Annotated in this window: 11 protein-coding genes; 3 read left to right on the plus strand and 8 right to left on the minus strand. The window is 72.2% G+C overall.

Annotated elements, in window-relative coordinates:
• Positions 1 to 194: 194 nt before the first annotated feature.
• The 4 genes from ald to M8I34_RS22670 all read right to left on the minus strand — a co-directional run bounded on the left by ald (position 195) and on the right by M8I34_RS22670 (position 6,161).
• Positions 195 to 1,310 carry an alanine dehydrogenase gene (gene ald / locus M8I34_RS22655; protein ID WP_030990104.1) on the minus strand — a complete coding sequence of 372 codons (1,116 nt, stop codon included), beginning with the start codon at positions 1,308 to 1,310 and terminating at the stop codon, positions 195 to 197.
• A gap of 168 nt (positions 1,311 to 1,478) precedes the next feature.
• Positions 1,479 to 3,623, minus strand: coding sequence for a tetratricopeptide repeat protein (locus M8I34_RS22660; RefSeq protein ID WP_250051780.1), 2,145 nt, complete (start codon positions 3,621 to 3,623; stop codon positions 1,479 to 1,481).
• 157 nt (positions 3,624 to 3,780) lie between these two features.
• Positions 3,781 to 4,407 carry an NUDIX hydrolase gene (locus tag M8I34_RS22665; RefSeq protein WP_250051782.1) on the minus strand — a complete coding sequence of 209 codons (627 nt, stop codon included), beginning with the start codon at positions 4,405 to 4,407 and terminating at the stop codon, positions 3,781 to 3,783.
• A 98-nt stretch (positions 4,408 to 4,505) separates the two neighbouring features.
• Positions 4,506 to 6,161, minus strand: a complete 1,656-nt coding sequence (locus tag M8I34_RS22670; RefSeq protein ID WP_250051784.1) for a CTP synthase — start codon at positions 6,159 to 6,161, stop codon at positions 4,506 to 4,508.
• 437 nt (positions 6,162 to 6,598) lie between these two features.
• Between M8I34_RS22670 and M8I34_RS22675 the strand changes: the two genes are divergently transcribed.
• The gene (locus M8I34_RS22675) at positions 6,599 to 8,410 is read left to right on the plus strand and encodes a glycoside hydrolase family 15 protein (RefSeq protein WP_250051838.1); all 1,812 of its coding nucleotides are present in this window, start codon (positions 6,599 to 6,601) and stop codon (positions 8,408 to 8,410) included.
• A gap of 74 nt (positions 8,411 to 8,484) precedes the next feature.
• On the opposite strand, the gene M8I34_RS22680 is transcribed toward M8I34_RS22675, so the two are convergent.
• Positions 8,485 to 9,705 carry a beta-1,3-glucanase family protein gene (locus tag M8I34_RS22680; RefSeq protein WP_250051786.1) on the minus strand — a complete coding sequence of 407 codons (1,221 nt, stop codon included), beginning with the start codon at positions 9,703 to 9,705 and terminating at the stop codon, positions 8,485 to 8,487.
• The gene (locus M8I34_RS22685; protein ID WP_250051789.1) at positions 9,702 to 10,787 is read right to left on the minus strand and encodes a glycoside hydrolase family 16 protein; all 1,086 of its coding nucleotides are present in this window, start codon (positions 10,785 to 10,787) and stop codon (positions 9,702 to 9,704) included. The genes M8I34_RS22680 and M8I34_RS22685 overlap by 4 nt, the downstream gene beginning before the upstream one ends.
• Before the next feature lie 140 nt (positions 10,788 to 10,927).
• Here M8I34_RS22685 and M8I34_RS22690 point away from each other — a divergent pair, with 140 nt between their 5' ends.
• Together M8I34_RS22690 and M8I34_RS22695 are read left to right on the plus strand one after the other, a co-directional pair.
• The gene (locus M8I34_RS22690) at positions 10,928 to 12,007 is read left to right on the plus strand and encodes a LacI family DNA-binding transcriptional regulator (protein WP_250051791.1); all 1,080 of its coding nucleotides are present in this window, start codon (positions 10,928 to 10,930) and stop codon (positions 12,005 to 12,007) included.
• Between the two features lie 63 nt (positions 12,008 to 12,070).
• Positions 12,071 to 13,705: a PucR family transcriptional regulator ligand-binding domain-containing protein gene (locus tag M8I34_RS22695; protein ID WP_250051793.1), complete on the plus strand. Its 1,635-nt coding sequence runs from the start codon at positions 12,071 to 12,073 to the stop codon at positions 13,703 to 13,705.
• A 78-nt stretch (positions 13,706 to 13,783) separates the two neighbouring features.
• On the opposite strand, the gene M8I34_RS22700 is transcribed toward M8I34_RS22695, so the two are convergent.
• Complete coding sequence (locus M8I34_RS22700; protein ID WP_250051794.1) at positions 13,784 to 14,947, minus strand: glycosyltransferase family 4 protein; 1,164 nt, start codon at positions 14,945 to 14,947, stop codon at positions 13,784 to 13,786.
• Positions 14,948 to 15,555: 608 nt separating this feature from the next.
• Positions 15,556 to 16,347 (minus strand): hypothetical protein, encoded by a 792-nt coding sequence (locus tag M8I34_RS22705; RefSeq protein ID WP_250051796.1) that lies wholly within the window; start codon positions 16,345 to 16,347, stop codon positions 15,556 to 15,558.
• Between the last annotated feature and the right edge of the window lie 64 nt (positions 16,348 to 16,411).

Raw genomic sequence — 16,411 nt, forward strand, 5'->3', positions numbered from 1 at the left:
CCCCGATGTCAAGGGCGCACATGGCATCGGACCGAAGTTTCAGGGGGGCGCGAATCGGCTAAAGGGTCACGTTCGCGGCGAGTTGGGACCCGGCGTTCCGGAATAGAGCGTTCCGCGGGCTGGACATGCGACCGGCCGGGCCTTGTCGACAAGGCCCGGCCGGTGATGCAGCGTTGACGCGCTTCGTTGACGCCTCAGCCGAGGAGGGTGCGCAGTTCGACGTGCTCGAGGCCGTGGGCCTCGGCGACGGGACCGTAGACCACCTTGCCGTCGTGCGTGTTCAGGCCCTTGGCCAGCGCCGGGTCACGGCGCAGCGCCTCGACCCAGCCACGGTTCGCCAGCTCCACGATGTAGGGCAGCGTGGCGTTGGTGAGCGCGTGGGTGGAGGTGTTCGGCACCGCGCCGGGCATGTTGGCGACGCAGTAGAAGACCGAGTTGTGGACCGGGAAGGTCGGCTCGGCGTGCGTGGTGGCACGCGAGTCCTCGAAGCAGCCGCCCTGGTCGATCGCGATGTCGACAAGAACACTTCCGGGCTTCATCTTGGCGACGAGCTCGTTGGTGACCAGCTTCGGCGCCTTGGCACCGGGGATCAGGACGGCACCGACGACGAGGTCGGCCTCGACGACGGCCTTCTCCAGCTCGTAGGCGTTGGAGACGATCGTCTGCACCTTGGTGCCGAAGATCTTGTCGGCCTCGCGGAGCTTGTTGATGTCCTTGTCGAGCAGGGTCACGTGGAAGCCGAGGCCCACGGCGATCTGGAGCGCGTTCCAGCCGGAGACGCCACCGCCGATGATGACGGCCTTGCCCGCGTGGACACCGGGGACGCCACCGGGCAGCACGCCGCGGCCGCCGGCCTGGCGCATGAGGTGGTAGGCGCCGACCTGCGGGGCGATACGGCCCGCGACCTCGGACATCGGGGCGAGCAGCGGCAGCTGGCGGCCGGCCGTCTCGACGGTCTCGTAGGCGATCGCGGTGGTGCCGGACTCCAGCAGCGCGTCCGTGCACTCCTTGGAGGCGGCCAGGTGCAGGTAGGTGAAGAGCGTCTGGTCCTTGCGGAGGCGGTGGTACTCCTCCGCGATCGGCTCCTTGACCTTCAGCAGCAGGTCAGCAGTGCCCCAGACCTCATCGGCGGTGTCCAGGATGGAGGCACCGGCGGAGACGTACTCCTCATTCGTGATGGACGAGCCGACACCGGCGTCCTTCTCGATGAAGACCTGGTGGCCGTGGCGGACGAGTTCGTTCACTCCGGCGGGCGTGATAGCCACGCGGAACTCGTTGTTCTTGACCTCGCGGGGGATGCCGACCTTCACGTCGATCACGGTCCTTGAAAGAGAGGGTGCAGGAGGAATTATCCCCTCATGCGCTGCATGACGGAACTGACCGCGCCGAACGCGGCCCAGCCAGTCTATTGAAGGAGCTCTCGTTGTCTAGCCTTGCAAAGCATTAATTCTTGCGAGAAGCACCACCGATTTCGCAGGTCACTTGGAGTGATCTTCGAGGAGTCGCTCCCCCACGGCCCGATGGAGCCGTGCGGCTGCTGGGTCGCCGAGCCTCTCGAGGGTGTCCGCGATCCGTAGTTGCAGTGCCGCCTCCAGTCGTCCGTCGCCCGCTTTCCGGGCGATGTCGAGGGCTTCGAGACAGGTCCGCAGCGCGTCCTCGGGCCGCCCCGCGTACTCCTGCACCCGGGCCACCTCACCGGTCGCCCGCGCCTGGCCGGCCACATCGCCGATCCTGCGGTACGTCCCGACGGCGGCCCGCCAGGCCTTGAGCGCCTCGCCCCACCGGCCCGCGTAGGTGTGCGCGCCACCGATCCGGCCGTGCAGCCGCGCCGCGTCACCGCCCTCGTCACGGGCCAGCCGCAGCTCCAGCGCCCGGCCGTACCAGTCGGCGGCCCGCTGCCAGTCGCCCAGCTCGGTGTACGTACCGCCCAGCGACTCCAGCGCCCGGCCGGTCGCCACCGGGTCCTGCACCGAGCGGGCCGCCTCCAGCGCACCCCGGTAACGGGTGAGCGCCTGAGCGGTACGTCCGGCCTGGCCGTCCAGGTCCGCGAGGTTCAGCAGGGCGGCGGCCTTCTCCCGCGGCAGCCCGCGCCGCTCGGCGACCTGGAGGACGAGTCCGTGCAGTGCGTAGAGGTCCGGCGCGGCGGCCTCGGGGCCCTGGTGCGCGAGCAGCGTCCGGGTCAGCGCGGCCATCAACCGCCGGTCCAGGGTGTCGAGTTCACCGTCGGCGACGGCGATCCGGGCGGCGTCGAGCAGCGCGCCGCGACGGCTGCGCAGCCAGTGCGCGGCGGCGCTCCGCGAGGAGAAGCGCAGCGAGCGCGGCAGCCCGGCGACCTTCTGCCGGGCGGGCGAATCGGCCGGCTCGCCCATCGCCCGGCAGGACTGGAGCAGCCGTACGGTCCGCTCCAGCATCCGGGCACGGGCCAGCTGGACGTCGGCCGGGCGCTCGTGTTCCCGGAGCAGTTCGCGCGCCAGCGGGTCGAGGCAGCCGGGCAGCCGGTACTGCGGGCGCAGGGCCGGATCGGGCGTACTCGCGACCGGAGCCCCGTCGTCCTCGGTGGCGACCGGCCGCAGCAGGCCGAGCGCGGCGAAGTCGCCCAGCGTCGTGGCGGCCGCGGCCACCGAGCAGCCGGCCAGCGCGGAGGCGATATGGGCGTCCACGAGGCCGGCCGGTGCCAGGGTGATCAGCCGCAGTATGCGGGCGGCGGGCGCCGGCAGCGCCTCATAGGCGAGCCGGAAGGCACGGAACAGCGGGCGGGCGCCGGTGGGCAGGTCCGGGGGCAGCGGGACGGCGTGCAGCGCCTGGAGCAGATCGGCGACCGAGGACTTGGGGCGGGCGGCGAGCCAGGCACCGGCCAGCACCAGCGCGGCGGGCTGGCCGCCGCACTCCTCGGCGACGCTGTCGGCGGTCCGCGGGTCGACGGTGATCCGGATCGGCCCGGCGTAGCGGCTGAGGATCTCGACACAGGCCACGCTGTCCAGGCCGCCCAGGGCACACGGCCGGACGTCCGGAATGCCGGTCAGCGGCCCCTGGGAGACCACCACGACCAGGCAGTCGGGGGCGTCGGGGAGCAGCGGTTCGACCTGTTCGGCGCCCCGCGCGTCGTCCAGGAACAGCAGGGCACGGCGCCCGGCGAGCGCACCGCGCAGCAGCTCGGTCAGCTCGTCCTCGGCGGCGCCCGGCGGGGCGTCGACGCCGAGCACGGCCAGCAGGTCGCGCGCGGCGCGGCCGAGGTCGGCCGGTTCGCCGCCCGGCCCGGTCAGTGTGGCCCTCAGCACACCGTCGGGATGGTGGTCGGCCAGCTCGCGCAGCAGCTCCTCGGCCAGGGCCGTACGTCCGGAGCCGGGGCGGCCGGCGATCAGCAGCACCCGGCTGCGGGCGCCCTTGCGGCCGGAGAGGGTGTCCAGGCCGGCCCGGGCGATATCGGCGTGCAGCGCCTTGAGCTCGCGGCGGCGGCCGGCGAACCCGGTGGCGGAGGGGGCGGTGACGGCCGCGGGGACCAGGGGACGGGCGGTTCCGCCGTCCTGGCGGAACCCCGCTGCCCGCTGTCCGGGTGCTGCCGTGGCAGGCCCGTCCGCCGTCTCCGGCGGGAGGTGCTCCCCGCCCACCGCCTGGTCCGTCACCGGTCACGCTCCCGTCCACCTGCGCGTACGCGTCCGCCGCCGGGACGGACGCTGCCGAGCGTAGTTCACGGGCCGTCACGTGCCCTGCCGAGCAGGGCGGTTGGGTCACCCGATCGGATCGGTGGATCATCCGACCGGCTCGTGCCGGAGCGGCGGCTCAGGCCTCGAAGGGGCGGGCCGGCCACGGCGCGTCGGCCGGGCGCAGCGCGTCCAGACCCTCGCCGAGCCGGGCCACGGCGAGTGCCAGCACGCCCACGACGAGGCAGTTGTTGTGCAGATCACCGGCGAGCGCTCCGCGGACCAGCTCGTCCTGCGACACCCGCGCCAGCTCCATGTCGGCCTCCTCCTCGGAGACCTCGAAGCGCTCCCCCTCGGCCTCGGACAGTCCCCGGGCGAGGAAGATCCTCACAGCCTCGTCACAACCGCCGGGCGTGGTGTACACATCGGTCAGCACCCGCCAGTCCTCGGCCTTGACGTGCGCCTCCTCGTACAGCTCGCGCTGCGCCGCGTGCAGCGGGTTCTCACCGGGGATGTCGAGCAGCCCGGCGGGGATCTCCCACAGCTTCTGGCGCACGGGGTGGCGGTACTGGCGCAGCACCAGCACCCGGCCCTCGTCGTCGAGGGCGACGACGGCCACGGAACCGGGGTGGACCTGGTAGTCGCGCGTCACGGTGGAGCCGTCCGGCATGACGACCTCGTCGGTGCGCACGCTGGTCTTGTTCCCGGTGAACGGCGTCGTGGTCGCGGTGACCGTCCACTCCTCGGGGGTGTCCTTGATCGCCATGGCGCGTCCTCCTGTGTGTTGCCGTGTACCCAACGCAGAAACCGGGGCACGACCTCGAAGAGGCCGTACCCCGGCAACCGTATCCGCCGTGCTTGCTCTTACTTCGCGGTGCCCGTCTTGCGCGCGACCGCGGCCTTCACCAGCCCGGCGAAGAGCGGGTGCGGGCGGGTCGGGCGGGAGCGCAGCTCCGGGTGCGCCTGGGTGGCGACCAGGTAGGGGTGCGTCTCGCGCGGGTACTCGACGTACTCGACGAGCTTGTTGTCCGGGGAGGTGCCGGAGAACTGGAGCCCGGCCTTCTTCTCCAGCTCGGCGCGGTAGGCGTTGTTGACCTCGTAGCGGTGGCGGTGGCGCTCCTCGACGTACGGCTGGTCGTCGTAGACCTCACGGACGATGGAGCCCTCGGCGAGCTTGGCGGGGTACATGCCCAGCCGCATCGTGCCACCCATGTCGCCCTCACCGGCGACGATGTCCATCTGCTCGGCCATCGTGGAGATGACCGGGTCGGCGGCGGCCGGGTCGAACTCGGTGGAGTTCGCGCCCGCGATACCGGCCAGGTTGCGGGCCGCCTCGATGACCACGCACTGGAGGCCCAGGCACAGGCCGAGCAGCGGGAGCTGCTTCTCCCGGGCGTAGGTGATCGCGCCGACCTTGCCGTCCACACCGCGGTCGCCGAAGCCGCCGGGGATGCAGACGGCGTCGCAGTCCGCGAGCTGCTCGGCGGCGCCGGCCGGGGTCTTGCAGTCGTCGGAGGTGACCCACTTCAGCTTCACGCGGGTCTTGTTCGCGAAGCCGCCGGCTCGCAGCGCCTCGGTGACCGAGAGGTAGGCGTCCGGCAGGTCGATGTACTTGCCGACCAGCGCGACCTTGACCTCGTGGTCGGGGTTGTGGACGCGGTCCAGCAGGTCCGCCCACTGGGTCCAGTCCACATCGCGGAACGGCAGGTCCAGCTTGCGCACGATGAAGGCGTCCAGGCCCTCGGCGTGCACGACCTTCGGGATGTCGTAGATCGACGGCGCGTCCGGGCAGGCGATGACCGCGGCCTCGTCGACGTCGCACATCAGCGAGATCTTGCGCTTGATGGCGGTCGGGACCTCGCGGTCGGCGCGCAGCACGATCGCGTCGGGCTGGATACCGATGTTGCGCAGCGCCGCGACCGAGTGCTGGGTCGGCTTGGTCTTCAGCTCACCGGACGGGCCGATGTAGGGGAGCAGCGAGATGTGCACGACGAAGACGTTGTCGCGGCCGACCTCATGGCGGACCTGGCGGACCGTCTCCAGGAACGGCAGCGACTCGATGTCGCCGACGGTGCCGCCGACCTCGGTGATGACGACGTCGACGTCCTCGGTCGCCATCCGCCGGATGCGGTGCTTGATCTCGTTGGTGATGTGCGGGATGACCTGCACGGTGTCACCGAGGTACTCGCCGCGGCGCTCCTTGGCGATCACGGTGTTGTAGACCTGGCCGGTGGTCACGTTCGCGGAGCCGTCGAGGTCGACGTCCAGGAATCGCTCGTAGTGGCCGATGTCCAGGTCGGTCTCGGCTCCGTCGTTGGTGACGAAGACCTCGCCGTGCTGGAACGGGTTCATCGTTCCCGGGTCGACGTTCAGGTACGGGTCGAGCTTCTGCATCGTGACCCGCAGGCCGCGCGCCTTGAGGAGAGCACCCAGGCTGGAGGCGGTGAGCCCCTTGCCCAGCGAGGAGGCGACGCCCCCGGTGACGAAGAGGTGCTTGGTCGTCGTGGATTTGGGCGGCATGGCCAAGAGGGAGCTCCCGTGGTCGCGAGGTGGAGAGGTGCGATGCGGCGTGGGGCCTGGTGATTCAGGGTGCCGTCGCTGCGGTTCGGGGGTGCCGTGACTTCTGCCGTGACATCTATCTGCGTCCCACCGGTCCACGGGGTACCAGGCTATCAGCGACCGGGCATGGTCGTGTCCGGCCACACATGCGAACCTGGCAGCAGCTGCCCGGGTGACGCTGTCACGTGACGGAGGCCACCCATTTGGACCGCCTCACTCGTCGCGAGGGTCGCGCGGATCACCGACGTGCGTCGTATCCTGCTCGGACACTCGCAACGAGCCGTCCGGGAAGGCACCACCCCCGCCCGATTTCCGGTCCCGCTGCTCGGCGACGTTTCATGGGCAGGACGGACAGATCACAACGTCCCATGGGGGGCGTGACTCCAGTTCGACGGGAGATGCACGTGGCCGGGCGCATCGAGGACTACGCACTTATCGGCGATATGCAAACCGCCGCTCTAGTGTGCAGGGACGGCACAGTGGACTGGCTGTGTCTGCCCCGCTTCGACTCCCCGGCGGTCTTTGCAGGGCTGCTGGGCACGGAGGAACACGGATTCTGGCGGATGGGGCCGGTCAACGGCCCCGGGGGCCGGCCCGCACCGGCCGACCGCCGGCGCTACCGGGGCGATTCGCTGGTCCTGGAATCGGAGTGGGACACCCCGCGCGGCACGGTCCGCGTGATCGACTTCATGCCGCCGCGTGATGGCGCGCCGCAGCTGATCCGCATCGTGGAAGGCGTCAGCGGCCGTGTGCCGATGCGCTCGCAGCTGCGGATGCGGTTCTCCTACGGCTGGGTCGTGCCCTGGGTGCACAAGATCGACGACCGTACGGTCGCGGTCGCGGGCCCCGATTCGGTGTGGCTGGACACCGCGGCGGAGACGTACGGCAAGGATCTGACGACGTTCTCCGACTTCACCGTCTCGCCGGGTGAGCGGATCGCGTTCACGATCAGCTGGGAGCCGTCGCACAAGCCGCCGCCGGCCGTCGCGGACCCGGAGGGCTCGCTGGAGGCCACCGAGGAGTTCTGGCGCGAGTGGGTCGAGCACTGCACGTATCACGGTCCCTACCGGGATGCGGTGGTGCGCTCGCTGATCACGCTCAAGGCGCTGACGTACGCGCCGACCGGCGGGATCGTGGCGGCGCCGACGACCTCGCTGCCGGAGTGCCTGGGCGGCGTACGCAACTGGGACTACCGCTTCACCTGGCTCCGGGACGCCGCGATCACGCTGTCCTCCCTGTTGCGCACCGGCTACCGCGAAGAGGCGCGGGCGTGGCGGGAGTGGCTGCTGCGGGCGGTGGCCGGTGATCCGGAGAACCTCCAGATCATGTACGGCATCGCCGGTGAGCGGGAACTGGGCGAGAACGAGCTCAACTGGCTCCCCGGATACGAGAATTCCCGTCCGGTGCGGGTCGGCAACGGCGCCGCCGGACAGCTCCAGCTCGATGTGTACGGCGAGGTCACCGAGGCGCTGCACCTGGCGCACATGACGGGCCTGGCCCGCAACGACTACGCCTCGCTGCTCCAGCTCAAGCTGATCCAGTGGGTGGAGAAGCACTGGGACGAGCCGGACGAGGGCATCTGGGAGGTCCGCGGCCCGCGCCGTCACTTCGTGCACTCCAAGGTCATGACCTGGGTCGCGGTCGACCGCACGGTCAAGCTGATCGAGTCCGGGGACGTCGACGGCCCGCTGGAGCGCTGGAAGGACCTGCGCGAGACGATCCACCGGGATGTCTGCGAGAACGGCTACGACAAGGAACGCAACACCTTCACCCAGTCCTACGGCTCGCAGGAGCTGGACGCCTCGCTGCTGCTGATCCCGCAGATGGGCTTTCTGCCGCCGGACGACAAGCGCGTCATCGGCACCATCGAGGCGATCCAGCGGGAGCTGTCCACCGAGGACGGCTTCGTGCTGCGCTACCCGACGTCCGGTGCGGACGATCTCGGGGTGGACGGTCTGGAGGGTGAGGAGGGCGCCTTCCTGGCGTGCTCCTTCTGGCTCGCCGACGACCTGGCGATGATCGGCCGGGTGGACGAGGCCCGCAAGCTCTTCGAGAAGCTGCTCTCGCTCCGCAACGACCTGGGGCTGCTCGCCGAGGAGTGGGACCCCAAGGCCCAGCGGCAGGTGGGCAACTTCCCGCAGGCCTTCAGCCATGTTCCGCTGATCGACACCGCGCTGCGGCTGACGGCCAGCGGGGCCTACGGAGGATAGCCCGCCCTTCGGCGGGCTATCCTCCCGGAGTTCTGTGGTGCCGCCCGTCTTTCGGGTGGCACCACATTTCTGTGTCAGAAGGGGGTCAGGGTGAGGGTGATCTCCTTCGGGGCGCCGTCCTCGATGTACGAGGCGAAGCCGGCGACGTCGTCGAAGGCGAAGCCGTACGCCTTGCCGTCCCGCGTCGCGGCGTGCATGGCCCGGGCGTAGTGGTTGGTCAGCCGCTGCTGGTAGAAGGCGGCCGGGTCGGTGGTGGGCTGGTGTGCCTGCGAGGTGAGGGTGGAGCGGTTGAGGGCGGCGCCCAGTATGGCGGCGACCGGGCCGAGGGTGCCGTCGTTGGGGGCCGCGAGGGTGCCGTCGCAGAAGAGGACATCGCGGGTGGACGGTTTGTCGAAGGAGATTGTCTTGGTGGGGGCACCTCCCTGGCCCTTAAGGCCTTGGGGGACCGTGAAGGAGAGTTTTCCGCCGCTGACCCGGCCGGTGAAGGTGCCCGCGTCGGTGGTGACGGTCAGGTCCTTGCCCGCGTAGGCGGACCAGGCCTCGTCGACGGCCGGGGCGAAGTAGTCCCTGTCGAACAGTCCGCTGTCCAGGCCGTGGCCGGGGGCGATGACCCGCTTGTCGTCGATGACCAGGCGGCCGAAGCCGTCGGCGGCCCTGACATCGGAGAAGATCTTGGCGCGGGCGCCGTCCTTGAGCGTGCCGGTGGTCTGTTCCTTGGCCCCGGTGAGCTTGATCGCGAGCGGGACGCTGAACATGTCGACCATGGTGGTGTTGCAGTACATCCCGCCGGAGTTGTACGTGAACTCGGCGCAGTCGTGCAGGACGTCGTAGTTGGGGTCGCCGGAGACCCAGCCCGCCGGGTAGGCGAGGGCGGCCTTGCCGTTGCCGTCCTGGACCGCCTTGAACTTGAGCTTGCCGCCCAGCGCGGTGTAGATCCGGCCGGACATGTACGGCAGCTGGAGGGTCGTGGTGCCGGCGGCGGCGAGCGGGATGGCGTAGTCGGTGAAACCGTCCGGGCCGTTGTCGGCCAGGGCGACGGGCTTGGGTTCGCCTTCCGGGGTGACGTGCACCTGCTGGGTGCCGTCATTGCCGACGATGTAGATCCAGACCGAGGAGTTGGCGTACGCGCCGGAGTTGTTGACGAGGTGCAGGGGCATCCCGGCGGCGGCCCGGCCGGTCCGGGCGGAGCCTGCGGCCGGGGCGGTGGCGCCGGTCGCGCGGCCGGCCAGGGCGATTCCGGAGGCGGTGGCGGCGCCGGCGGCGAGGCCGCCGAGCAGGCTGCGGCGAGTGATCATGAGGTGGCTCCTTGCGGGGCGGTGCGGTGGGAGGGCCGGGCGGTACGGGCCTGACCGGGCTGCTGGACGGAGACCGCGACATGGTCGACGAGGAGGGAGCCGCCGGGCCGGGTGGCGTCGGTGGGGGTGGCGAAGCCCGCGACCCCGTCCGGGAAGCCGCCGCCCATCGCGAGGTTGAGCAGCAGGAAGTGGCCGTGGTGGGTGGCCTTCGCCCAGGTGTCGGCGTCCGTCTCGGAGGAGTGCACGGTGTGGAACTGCTGTCCGTCGACGTACCAGTTCAGCGACTCCGCGGCGCCGTCGGTGCGGTCGAGCTCCAGCGCGTAGGTGTGGAATCCGGCCTGGCAGGCGCTGCCCGGGCACTCACGGGAACTGCCCTTGCCCTGGGTCTCGTTGCACGGCCCACCGGGGTTGACGCCGCAGTGCAGCGTGCCCCAGACCTTGTTGATGCCGTTGACGTTCTCCATGATGTCGAACTCGCCGATGCCCGGCCAGTTCCCGTAGTTGCCGCGGTACTCGGCACCCAGCGTCCAGAACGCCGGCCAGTAGCCGAGCGCGCCGTCACCGGAGACCTCGGGCATCCGGATGCTCGCCTCGATGCGGAGCCTGCCGCCGGCCGGGGCCGCGAAGTCGGTGCGCCGGGTCTCGATACGGCCCGAGGTCCAGGTGGCTCCGTCCTTCAAGGCCGTGATCTTCAGATGGCCCGCGCCGTCGAGCTGGAGGTTCTCGGGGCGGTCGGTGTAGGTCTCGCGCTCGCCGGTGCCCCAATTGGAGGGGCCTCCGGGGTAGCCGGTGCCGGTGTCGGTGATCCAGTCGTCGGCGGAGGGGCGTGATCCGGCGGCGCCGTCGAAGTCCGTACGCCAGACTTCCTGGAAGGCGGTGGGGGCGGCGTGCGGGGCGGGGGCGGCGTGCGGGGCGGGGTCCGCCTCTTCGGCCGACGCCGTCGGGAGGGTGAGCGCACAGGTGCTGACGAGTGCGGTGCTCGCGGCGAGGAGCAGGAGGCCCGCCCGCCTCTTCCGCCGTTCCTCCGGCCGTTTCGGCAGCCGCTCTTGTATCCGACTACCCGGCCGATTTCTCATGCTCATGACATTCTCTCCTCGATGCAGTGGGGGGAGTGAGGAGTTCCGTGGGGAGGTCCGTCGTGAGAGCGCTCTCATATCGTGCGCTGTGAACCCTGCCGACTCGACGGCACACCGTCAAGTCGCCGTATGGAAAAAGGAGTTGTGTGGTGTCTGAGCCGAACGGTCCACGACCGACGCTGGAGGCGGTGGCGGCGCTCGCCGGGGTCTCCCGCGCAACGGTGTCCCGCGTGGTCAACGGCGGTGCGGGCGTACGGGCCGCGGTCCAGGAACGGGTCCGCCAGGCGGTGGCCGAACTGGGCTACGTACCGAACAGTGCGGCCCGCTCCCTGGTCACCCGCCGCACGGGAGCGGTCGCCGTGGTCATCGCGGAGCCGGAGACCAGAGTCTTCAGCGATCCGTTCTTCGGACGCCAACTACGGGGCATCAGCCGCGAACTGGCCGCCGCCGACACCCAGCTCCTGCTGATGTTCGTCGAGCACCGCGACGACTACGACCGCATCGGCCGCTATCTGTCGGCCGGGCATGTCGACGGCGCGCTGATGTTCTCGCTGCACCGCGACGACCCGCTGCCCGCCATGGCCGAGCGCGCCGGACTGCCCACCGTCTACGGCGGCCGGCCCGACTGGGCGGGCGCCGGCCGGGCGCCGCGGCCGCTGTACGTCGACACCGACAACCGCGGCGGCGCCCGCCAGGCCGTACGCCATCTCCTCGGCCGCGGCCGCCGCCGGATCGCCGTGATCACCGGTCCGCTCGACCAGACCTCGGCGGTGGACCGGCTCGACGGCTACCGCGAGGCGCTGGGCACGGAGCCGGATCCGCGGCTGATCGCGGACGGCGGGTTCACCGCCGGGGGCGGCGAGCGGGCCATGGCCGAGCTTCTCGATGCCGCCCCGGACCTGGACGCCGTCTTCGCCTGCTCCGACCTGATGGCGAACGGCGCGCTGCGCACCCTGCGGGCCCGCGGGCGACGGGTGCCGGACGACGTGGCGGTGGTCGGCTACGACGATCTGGAGCCGGCGGCCTGGGCGGATCCCCCGCTGACCACGGTGCGGCAGGACGTGGAGGAGATGGGACGGCTGATGGCCCGGTTGCTGCTGCGGTTGCTGGATCCGCGCAAGGGCCCAGGGACAGAGGGATCGCCCGGGGCGGAGGAGGCTCGGGGCGCGGCGGGGCTTGCGCCGGTGATCACCCAGGCGCGGCTGGTGGTACGGGAGTCGGCGTAAGCGGCGGGCCGCTATCCGGACCAGACGGCTCCGGATAGCGGACTACGGGTACCGTTCCACGCCATGGGGCCGGAAGCGAAGATCGAAGCCGAGATCACGGTACGCAGGGCGCTGGAGCTGCCCGCGCTGCGACGCGGTCTGCCGGAGGTGCTGGCCGGCGGCGACCGGCTGGACCGCCCGGTGCGCTGGGTGCACGCGGGCGAGGTCCCGCATATCGCCTCGCTGCTCAAGGGCGGCGAGCTGCTGCTGACCACCGGTCTCGGGCTGGGTGCCCGGCCGTCCGAGCAGCGCGCCTTCATCCGTAAGCTCGCGGACCGCGAGATCGCAGCTCTCGTCGTGGAGCTCGGCTCCCGTTTCGAATCGCTGCCCGCCGCGTTGGTCGACGCCGCACGGGACAGCGGGCTCCCGCTGATCCAGCTGCACCGCGAGGTCCCGTACGTCACGGTCACCGAAGCGATCCACACCGAGATCATCAACAGCCACTACGCACTGCTGCGGCGCGCCGACGAGATCCTGCGGCGCTGCACCGACGTGCTGCTGCGCGGCGGCGGCGCCCCCGAGGTACTGCGGCTGCTGGCCGTTTTCACCGGCAACCCGCTCTGCCTGGAGGCCCCCGACGGCAGCCCGCTGTACGCGGCGGGGCCGGAGAGCGACGACGACGGCGGCCCCGCGGACGCCGATCCGCTGCTGGCCTGGGAGGGCCTGCGCGACACCGGCGTACGCATCGACGTCCCCGGCGGCGGCCACGGCCCCGACGCGGTCCGCGCCCGGCTCGTCCTGCTGCCCGTCAACGCCCCCCTGGCGCCGGTGCACCGGATCGCCGCCGAGCGCGCCGCCGACCTCCTCGCCGTGGTCATGCTCCAGTCCCGCCAGGAGGAGGTGCTCGCCGCCCGCGGCCGCGGCGACTTCCTCGCCGACCTGGCGGAGGGCCGGATCTCCGCGTCCGAGGCGCCCGCCCAGGCCCGCCTGCTGGGCTTCCGTCCCGGGGCGGAACCCGTGCTGCCGGTGGTGATGCGGCTGCCGGCCGGCCTCCCTTCCCCCGGCAGCTGGGCGCTGCTCGCCCAGGCCCTGCGCGAGGAACTCGCCGCCCCCGGGGTGCCCGTACTCCTCGGCGTACGCCCCGTGGAGAACCGGGTCCCGCTGCTCGTCTCGCTCCGCGCGGGCCAGGACCGCGAGGCGCTCGCCGACCGGATCGCCGAGGCGCTGCGCGCCGGAGTCGTCCGCGCGGGCCTGGACCGGCCGGCCGCGCACCGCCCGGTGGTCGTCGTCGGTACGCCGGGCGACTGGGCGGCGGCCGGGCCCGGTCTGCGGCATGCCGCGGAGGCCGCGGCCTCGGCCCAGGGACTGCCGGAACAGCTCTGGTACGACGCCCGCCGGCTGGACATCGAGCTGTTGCTGTGGCGGATGCGCGAACACGGCGACCAGGGCATGCTCACCGACTTCGTGGAACGCGCCATCGGGCCGCTGCTCGTCCACGACCGGGGCGCCCGTCAGCCGCTGCTGCCGACGCTGGAGGCCTACCTGGCCAGCGCGGGCCGCAAGGCCGAGACCGCCCGCGACCTGAACGTGAACCGGCAGACGCTGTACGACCGGCTGGCCCGCATCGCTCAGCTGCTGGGCACCGACCTGGACGATCCGCAGACGGTCCTGGGCCTGCGCCTGGCCCTGCGCGCGAGACGGCATACGGAGAAGCCTTAGCGGGGCAGGGACTGGGGGCATCTCCCAGTGTGAGCCGGGGGGAGCGTCGCAGGCCCACGGAGAGCAGGGTGAGATCCCCTAGACGGGCTGAATCGGCTGGGTCAACTCGTCGTAGACGCTGAGCACCTGGGTGACGGTGTCGTTCTCGCTGGGCCAGCCGGCCGCCTGGGCGCGGCCCGCCGCGGCGAGCGCGTCCCGTCGTGCGGGGTCGGCGAGGAGCGCACGGACTGTACGGGCCAGGGCGGCGGCGTCGCCGTAACGGACCAGTTCCGCGGCCCGGCCGACCAGTTCGCGGGTGCCTCCGGTGTCGGTGGCGACCAGCGGCACCCCGGCCCGCAGCGCCTCCTGGGCGATCAGCGAGCGCGCCTCCCACCTGCTGGGCAGTACCACCAGGTCGGCGGCGGCGAGGAGTTCGGGCACATCGTCGCGACGGCCGAGCAGCTGGACGGGCAGCTGCTCGACGTCGATCCGCCGCTGTAGCGCGGCCCGCTGCTCCCCCTCCCCCGCGATGGCGACCAGCGGCTGCGGGTCGAGCGCACACCAGGCGTGCGCGGCGTCCAGCAGCAGGTCGTGCCCCTGCGCCGGGTCGAGACGGCCGACCGCGAGCAACAACGGGCGGTCCATCGCGCCCAGTTCGGCCCGCTCCTTGTGACGCATCCGGTCATGGCTCTCCGGCTCGGCCGGTGCACCGCCCGACCGGGGGCGGGGAATCGCGACCGGCGCGAGCCGTGCGTCCCGCGCGCCCCGCTCGCGCGCCCGGTCCACGAGGTCGGAGCAGGCTCCCAGGACGACGGCGGCGGCCCGCGCCACCCGCCGCTCCGTCAGATGCACCAGCCCGGCCCGCGCGCCCTCGAGGTGTGCCTTGGTGTGCCAGGTGATGACCAGCGGAACCCGACGCCCGCCCCGGGGGCCGCGCAGTCCGCGCAATGCCATCGAGGCGCGCAGGCCGGCCCGCAGACCGTGCGCATGGACGAGGTCGGCATCCCAGCAGGCGCTGCGCAGCGAGGCCACGCTCGCCGGATCCGTCCGCGGAGGGACGGGCACGAACCGCGCGCCCGCGCCGGTGAAGTCGTAGGCCTCCTCGGTCTCCGGAGTGGCACAGACGGTCACCCGTACCCCGCGCGCGACCAGCCCCTCGGCCAGCGAGCGGACATGTGCCGCGCTGCCGGCGCTGCCGTGCCCCAGCACCTGGACCGTGCGCAGCGGCGACAACCCGTGCGCCGAGGTCGGGGTGCTGATCACGTGGTCGGGCTCCTGGGTCGGGGCGGGACGGGCCGTACCGGCGGGTCGGTCCGTTTACTACAGGGTGCTGAGACGCGCGACGGGGACCCGTCCGCTTCCCGGCGGAGGGGCGGGACGGGGCGAGCACGCCCGCGACTGCGCACCGCGCCCAGGATGCCAGCCCGGCGACGCCAATTCGGCACCGTCGGCCCGCCGTTCCGGTGGGAAGTCTCACCCCAGCGCCCGCCAGATCACCCACATGGGCGACAAACCGCCCGCGCGGGTTACCGGCTCTTTCGAGTGAGTCCGCTCCCTGGAGTGCGCCTGCGCCGCGACAGGGGGCGCGTGCGCTGCTGTCCGGAGCGCCCGGTGTTCACCCGAATCGATGGGCTATGGGGAAGGAGCGCTCGGAGGGCGTGGGAGGGGCGGCAGAGGGTGGGGAGTACGGGCATGACAGCAGAGGGCGGCGGGGCATGTGGGGAGTACGGGCATGACAGCAGAGGGCGGCGGGGCATGTGGGGAGTACGGGAGTGGCAGCAGAGGATGGCGGGCAGGTGGGGATGGAAGCGTAGGGCAGCGTGATGCGCAGGAAGGGGGGACAGCCCGCAGCCTCGGCCCCCGTTCGCGCCTCAGATCGCTGCGGCTGTCCGGCTGACGCGGTCCCCCGCTGCCGCGGCGGCGATCAGACCCGCGGCGTGCGCGGCCAGTCCGCGGCGGTCGTTTCCCGTGACGATGGCGAGGCCGAGCGCCGCGCCGAGGGCGTGCGCCCCGGCGTCCCCGATCATCGTGCGCTCCCCGAGGTCGTCGCCGAGGACGGCTGCCGCAGCCCCTATGGGTGCGGCGGACAGCGGTCCCGCCGGACCACGGCGCAGCAGGCCGGGAGCACCGAGGGCCAGTACGGCGCCTACCGCCCGGCCCGGCCGGACGTCCAGGAGGTTCACCAGATGGGCCGAGCCCGCGATCACCACACCGGCCAGCAGCTTGTCGGCCGGGCGCTCCTTGAGGAGGGCACCGGCCGCGAGCCCGGCGGCACCGATCCCGAACAGCTTCACGGCTCCGGTGGTGACTTCTCCGTCCTTGAGTGCCGAGAGGTGCGCCCGGAATCCGCGGCGGGGGTCGTCGGCCCCGAAGACGTCGTCGTACGCCCCGCAGCCCCCGGCGGCCAGCACCGCCAGCGCCGCGGCCGTACGGGTCCGGGCGGGCAGCCGTGGTGCGGTGGCGGCGGCGAGCGCGGTACCGGCGGCCGTCGCGAGTCCTGCGTGGAGGTGCACGGTCCGGCCGGCATAGTTCTTCCGCTCCCACCGGACGGCACCACCTGGCGGCCGCTTCCTCAGCGCCGTGTAGGTGGCCCTGGTCGCCCCTGCCGCCCCCAAGAGCGCCGAGATCCGCCCCAGCACCTTGTTGCCCGCCACCGCCACCATGTCGCTCCCCTCGCCCGGCGCCCTGCCGCGCTCAACTCCCGTCACCCTAGGGGCGAGAACCACC

This window comes from Streptomyces sp. MCA2 (genome assembly GCF_023544705.1).
In the GTDB taxonomy this organism is placed as follows: domain Bacteria; phylum Actinomycetota; class Actinomycetes; order Streptomycetales; family Streptomycetaceae; genus Streptomyces; species Streptomyces decoyicus.